This window comes from Luteitalea sp. (assembly GCF_022842525.1).
Taxonomy (GTDB): Bacteria; Acidobacteriota; Vicinamibacteria; order Vicinamibacterales; family Vicinamibacteraceae; genus Luteitalea.
The window spans coordinates 1-5,799 of record NZ_JALHPM010000283.1; the positions used below are offsets into that span (position 1 = coordinate 1).

The 5,799-nt window shown below is 70.9% G+C and carries 5 protein-coding genes; 3 read left to right on the plus strand and 2 right to left on the minus strand.

Going from position 1 to position 5,799, the window contains the following annotated elements:
• Together Q0C41_RS29250 and Q0C41_RS29255 are read right to left on the minus strand one after the other, a co-directional pair.
• A partial coding sequence (locus Q0C41_RS29250) for a HAMP domain-containing sensor histidine kinase (protein WP_291990191.1) occupies positions 1-1,241 on the minus strand: 1,241 nt, incomplete at its 3' end.
• A gap of 3 nt (positions 1,242-1,244) precedes the next feature.
• A complete protein-coding gene (locus tag Q0C41_RS29255) occupies positions 1,245-2,375 on the minus strand; it encodes an FIST N-terminal domain-containing protein (protein ID WP_291990193.1) in 1,131 nt (376 codons plus the stop codon).
• 287 nt (positions 2,376-2,662) lie between these two features.
• Here Q0C41_RS29255 and Q0C41_RS29260 point away from each other — a divergent pair, with 287 nt between their 5' ends.
• The 3 genes from Q0C41_RS29260 (at position 2,663) to Q0C41_RS29270 (ending at position 5,634) form a co-directional block, all read left to right on the plus strand.
• Positions 2,663-2,920, plus strand: coding sequence for a HypC/HybG/HupF family hydrogenase formation chaperone (locus Q0C41_RS29260; RefSeq protein ID WP_291990195.1), 258 nt, complete (start codon positions 2,663-2,665; stop codon positions 2,918-2,920).
• 8 nt (positions 2,921-2,928) lie between these two features.
• Positions 2,929-3,954: a GDSL-type esterase/lipase family protein gene (locus Q0C41_RS29265; RefSeq protein WP_291990197.1), complete on the plus strand. Its 1,026-nt coding sequence runs from the start codon at positions 2,929-2,931 to the stop codon at positions 3,952-3,954.
• 93 nt (positions 3,955-4,047) lie between these two features.
• Positions 4,048-5,634, plus strand: coding sequence for an alkaline phosphatase family protein (locus tag Q0C41_RS29270; RefSeq protein WP_291990199.1), 1,587 nt, complete (start codon positions 4,048-4,050; stop codon positions 5,632-5,634).
• Positions 5,635-5,799: the final 165 nt, after the last annotated feature.

The window sequence follows — 5,799 nt, forward strand, 5'->3', positions numbered from 1 at the left end:
CGCCGGGCCCGCCACGGCAGCGTGATCGTGAACGTCGTGCCGACGCCCACCTGGCTGGCCACCTCGATGCGCCCACCCAGCAGCTTGCAGATCCGCCAGCTGATGGACAGCCCGAGACCGGCGCCGCCGAAGCGGCGTGTATGCGACTCGTCGACCTGCGAGAAGTCGCCGAAGATGTGGGCGAGCTTGTCGGCGGGGATGCCGATGCCCGTGTCCCGCACGACGAAGGTCAGCCCCGTGCCGGCCTCGTCGCCGCTCGCGCGGACGTCGAGGGATACCGTGCCCGCCCGCGTGAACTTGACGGCGTTGTCGAGCATGATGTCGAGCACCTTCCGCAACCGGACGCGGTCGGTCGTGATGGTCGCGGCCTCGTCGGCCACCGTGCCGGCGAGCACCAGGTGCTTCTCGTTGGCGCGGGTGCGGACGGTGGCCAGCACGTCGGCGACCACCGACGCCACGTCGACCACGTCGGCCGAGATGTGGGTGTGGCCCGCTTCGAGGCTGGCGATCTCGAGAATGGTGTCGACGATCTGCAGCAGCCGCTGTCCGGCCTCCTCGATGCGGTCGAGGGATTGCCGGGCATCCGGCTCGGCCTCCTCCGCGAGGATCTCCGTGTAGCCCAGGATGGCCGTGAGCGGCGTCCGCAACTCGTGGCTCATCGTGGCCAGGAAGGCGCTCTTGGCCTGGCTGGCCGCTTCGGCCGCTTCCTTGGCCACCTGCATGTCGGCGGCGCGCCGCGCATCGGTCAGGTCACGGACGATGGCGATGACCGCGCCGGCCCCGAGGGACGCCAGGCGCATCTCGTGCACGAACGACTCGCCCGCCTCCTGGCGTGCGTGCACGACGGTGCCGACCACGCCGGTCGTTCGCGTCGCGGCAAGGACGTCGTCGAAGGTGGCGGCCTCGGTCGGCGACAGGAGGTTGCGGAGTGGCTGCCCCACCAGGGCGCCGCGCTCCCAGCCGAACGCCCGCACGGCGCTGCCGCGCTGGGCGGTGATCACCCCGTCGGCATCGACGTGGAGGACGAGATCGGGAAAGGCCTGGACCAGGCCGCGCAGCTCGACATTCGCCTGCAGCAGCTCCTGCGAGCTGATCTCCATCGCCGACTCGACCAGGTTGCGATCGGCGTCGCCCTCTTCATAGCTGCGATCGACGGCGGCCAGAAATGTCGCCAGCGGCTCCGCGCTGACGTCGACGTCGCCCAGGTAACGCCGAATCTGACGCTTCAGAAGGGAGTGCACCGTTCACGCCTCGGACAGGGTGGTGATCGTCATCGACTGGTTGTGGAGACGGCACTGGCCGGTGCTGGCAAACGGCGACAGCTCGCCGTAGGAGTAGAAGCCGGTCATCGCCGGCACCGGGCCGAGCACCTCGCGCACCGCTTCCACTTCCTCCTCGGTGCGCTGCTTGAGCACGAGCTTGCGGCCGACGCAGCTCACCAGCAGGGCGAAGTCGGCACCGATCACGGAGGTGTCGCAGGCGCGCGCGGCGTTCGTGGCGCCATCGACGAGACGATCGAAGTTGGTCTTCATCAGCCGCGCGTGCGCGCCTTCGGGGATGTCGCCGGCGAAGGTGAGCGACTGCTGTTCTTCATCGATCGAGAGGATGGTGCGGACGATCGATTCTACCTCGCCGGTCAGACGCACGGCCAGGGGGAACAGGAGGCCAGACGAAGGCAGGTCGCTGGCATGCGGTCCAAGGTACTTCTTGTACAGCGCGAGGGCCGACTGGCCGTCGAGCTCGTACAGCATGCTGCCGCGCGACCGGGTGACGAGCCGCTCTGGTCCGAACGAGTCGTAGCCGCCGAACGATGCGCAGCCGATGTGCAGCCGCTCGCCATAGAGACCCACGGCGGCGACCATGCCGCCGCGAATCTCGCGGTCCGCCACGACGAGCGTCCGCACGAACCGGCTGCCGTCGCCCGCAAGACCGCCGGTCACCACGGCCTGGGACCCGATCGTGCCGGCCAGGCCGTCGGCGAGGCGGCTGCCGTTGACGAGAAGGCCATCCGAGAGCACCAGGACGTGGCGCAGGTCCTCAGCCGCCAGCTGTGTCGCCAGGCGCTGTCCGGCCGCGAAGCTGTCGTCCGGGTCCTCCACGAGGGTCGTGGCCAGGCGCACGGTGGTGAAGTCGAAGTGGACGGCGGTGGCAACCACGGTGTCGTCGAACACCACCGTGTCGGCGATCTCACCAGCCGTGGAGCAGCCGAACAGGACTGCCGATGGATAGCGGTCGCCGATCGCGCCGATGACGTCGGGGGTCAACTGGCTCTGGCCGCCGAACACCAGCACCATCTGGGCGTCACCGAGTGTGGGCGCGGCGACGTGATCCCACCCGCGTGCCGGCGTCCATTGCTGTTGCTCTACCTTGACCATGGCGGCTCCTGGCGGGCCGCGTGCCGGCATCAGTGCCGGCGCGACGAGCGCCCCTCGAGCAGCAATCGGCGGCAGAACGCTCGTGCGTGAGCGCGGGGCTGGCGGCTGGCGGCGCGGGGGCGGCCCGCGTCAGCCGCGGGGAGCGAATCGCTCGACGAAGGCGTCGACGGGGGTCGGCCGGCCGAAATGGTAGCCCTGGCCCAGGCGGCAGGTCGTGGCGCGCAGGATGTCGTACTGGTGCCCCTCTTGCACACCCTAGGGGCAATCGGGATGATGAGCACTCACCCATGTGTCTCGCCATCCCCGGCCGTCTGGTCAGCATCGAAGGCGACGACCCGCTGCTCAGGGCCGGCCGGGTCGACTTCGCGGGGGTCGTCAAGGTGGTCAACCTCGCCTACGTGCCGGAGGCGACGATCGGCGATTTCGTGCTGGTGCACGTCGGATTCGCCATCGCCCGGGTCGATGAGGACGAGGCGGCGCGCGTGCTGGCCTACCTCACGGCCATGGGCGATCTCGCGGAACTCGAGGAGCCTCCGGTCTCATGACCCGGCTGATGTCCCCCCGTCGAAGGCTCGCGGGGCGCGCGCTGGCGGCGGCCCTCACGCTGTGCCTGCTGTCTGTGGGAGGAGCCGTCATCGCGTCGGCCCAGGTCCCCGTCGTCTCGCGGGCCGCGGATGGCCGGCTGGACGCGGTGTCGCCCGTGCCCGGCACCATCCTCCGCTACACCCTGGACGGGTCGGAGCCGACACACGATGCGGGCGCGTGGCTGGCGCCGGTGGAAGTGCCGCCGGGGTACGTGCTGAAGGTGCGCGCCTTCAAGCCGGGAGGCTCGCCCGTCGGCGACGTCGCCGTGATCGAGACCCCGCTGCCGGCTGGTGCTGTCCGGATGCCCTCCACGCTCGTACCGGTGACACAGAATCGCGACTGGCGGACCTACGACTGGGTGGACCGGCACACGGCTGCCGCCGCGCTCATGCGTGAGCGTCGCCCCGAGATCGTGATGCTCGGCGACTCGATCACGCACTTCTTTGGCGGGGATCCACCCGATGGCCGTCGCACCGGCGTGGCTGAATGGGACCGGCTCTTCGCCGGGCGTCGCGTCGTCAACCTCGGGTACGGCTGGGACCGGACCGAGAACGTGTTGTGGCGGCTCACCCACGGCGAGTTCGAGGGGGTGTCGCCGGACGTCGTGGTGGTGATGATCGGCACGAACAACGTCGGCCTGGACACGCCGGACGACATCGCGGCGGGCGTGTGGGCCATCTGCCGGACGATTCGCGAGCGGTCGCCATCGACGCGCCTGCTGCTGCTGGCCGTCTTTCCGCGGGGCGAGCGTCCGAATCCCTCGCGTGACCGCGTCGCCGAGATCAACCAGCGCATCGCGGCCTTCGATGGCCGCGACGGGATCACCTACCTCGACATCGCGGCGACGTTCCTCGGTCCGGACGGCACCATCGCGAAGGACGTGATGGGCGACTTTCTGCATCCCACCGCGAAGGGCTACGCGATGTGGGCAGCGGCGATGAAACCGACGCTCGACCGCCTGCTCGCACCGGGGCGCGCTGCGGCGCGCGACTGACGGGTAGCCGAGCCACGGCGGCGGGGGCTGCCGGCCCGTGCATCCTGAAGTGTCGGTGACCTGCCCGTCATCGTTTGCGCGTACGATCCCCGCGTGACGCGCCCACGCACGGCGGCTCCGCTCCTCGGCATCGGCATCGGATGCGCGCATCGCGCCCCTCGACGCACAGCCTTCGTCGGGCTGCTGCTCGCGCTCGGTCTGGTCGTCGCCCCGGCGTCGCAGGCGCCCCCGCGTCGGCACCTGCTGGTGGTGGTCGACGGCTTGCGGCCCGACTACGTCACGCCCGACGTGATGCCCCGCCTGACGGCCATCGGCAGGCGCGGCGTCGTGTTCACCCGCCATCACGCCGTCTACCCGACGGTCACGCGCGTCAATGCCGCGTCGTTTGCCACGGGCGCCTACCCGGAGACGCATGGGCTCATGGGCAACAGCGTCTACTTCCCCGGGGTCGAGCCGCGCCGATTCCTCGATACCGCGAATCGTCAGGCCCTGGCCACGATCGCCGCGGGGGAAGGGCGGCTGCTCACGGCGCCGACGATCGGCGAGTTGTTGCAGGCGGCCGGCCGGCGGATGCTCGTCGCGAGTTCGGGGTCGGGCGGGTCGGCGGTCCTGAACAACCCGACGATCGCGGGTGGCGTCATCCTGCATCCGGACTTCGCCATGCCCGAGCGCGCCCGCGCCGATCTGGCGGTGCTCGGCCAGCCGCCCACGGGGGATGGGCCGACGCCGGCCCGCGACCGGTACGCTGTCGACGCCTTTCTGACCGTCGGTCTTCCGCGTGTGGATCCGACGGTGACCGTCCTCTGGCTGGGGGCGCTCGATGCGACGGCGCACGCCCGGGGCATCGGGGCGCCGGAGACGGTCGAGGTGCTCCGGCATGTCGACCGAGAAATCGGCCGCGTCGAGGACGGACTCGCCGCCGCCGGGCTGCTCGAGGCCTACGACATCTGGGTGACGTCCGACCACGGGTTCTCCACCCACACCGGGGCTGCCGATGTCGCTGCCGCCTTGAAGCCGCACACCGGGGTGCTCCCCGATGGCACGCCGCGCGTGGTGGCCAGTGGGGGGGCGATCTACGTGCGCGATGGCGACCAGCAGGCCGTGGCCTCCATTGTCGGTGCGCTGCAGCAGACGCCAGGTGCAGGCGCGATCTTCACCAGAGCCGTACGGCCCGGATCCCCGGAGGGGCGCGTCGCCGGCACGCTGTCGTTCGACGTCGCCCGCTGGGACCACGAGCGGTCGGCGCAGATTCTCTTCTCGCCCGACTGGGCGGACACGGCCAACGCGCAGGGTCTGCGCGGTGCGGTGTCGGCGGGCGGGATAGCCGGGCACGGCAGCTCGAGCCCGTGGGACATCCACAACACGCTCATCGCGGCCGGACCGGACCTCGCGCGCGGTCGCATCGTCGACGTCCCGAGCGCGAACGTCGATCTCATGCCGACGATGCTGACGCTGCTCGGGATGGCTATCCCCCCGTCCGTGCAGGGGAGGGCATTGCGGGAGGCGCTCGTCGGTGACGTCGCGAAGGGCGAGGCGCCGGTCGTCCGGACGTCTGAGCACAGCGCCCGAACGCCGGACGGTGCCTATGCGGTCGCCGCCCGGCAGTCGACCGTCCGTGTCGGCGGCCGCGAGTATCGCTACTTCGACGGCACGACGGTCACGAGGCGAACCGCTCGCTGACGGCAGCGGCGCCGCTGCCGTCGCTCATCGAGCGCGCCCGCGCCGCCGCGCCGCCGGTGCTGCCGCGGGTGGCGGGTTGACGCCGCCATCGGCGATGAACTGCGCCATGCGTTTCTCGAGCACCGGCAGCGGCACCGAGGCGATCGCCAGGATGGCATCGTGGAA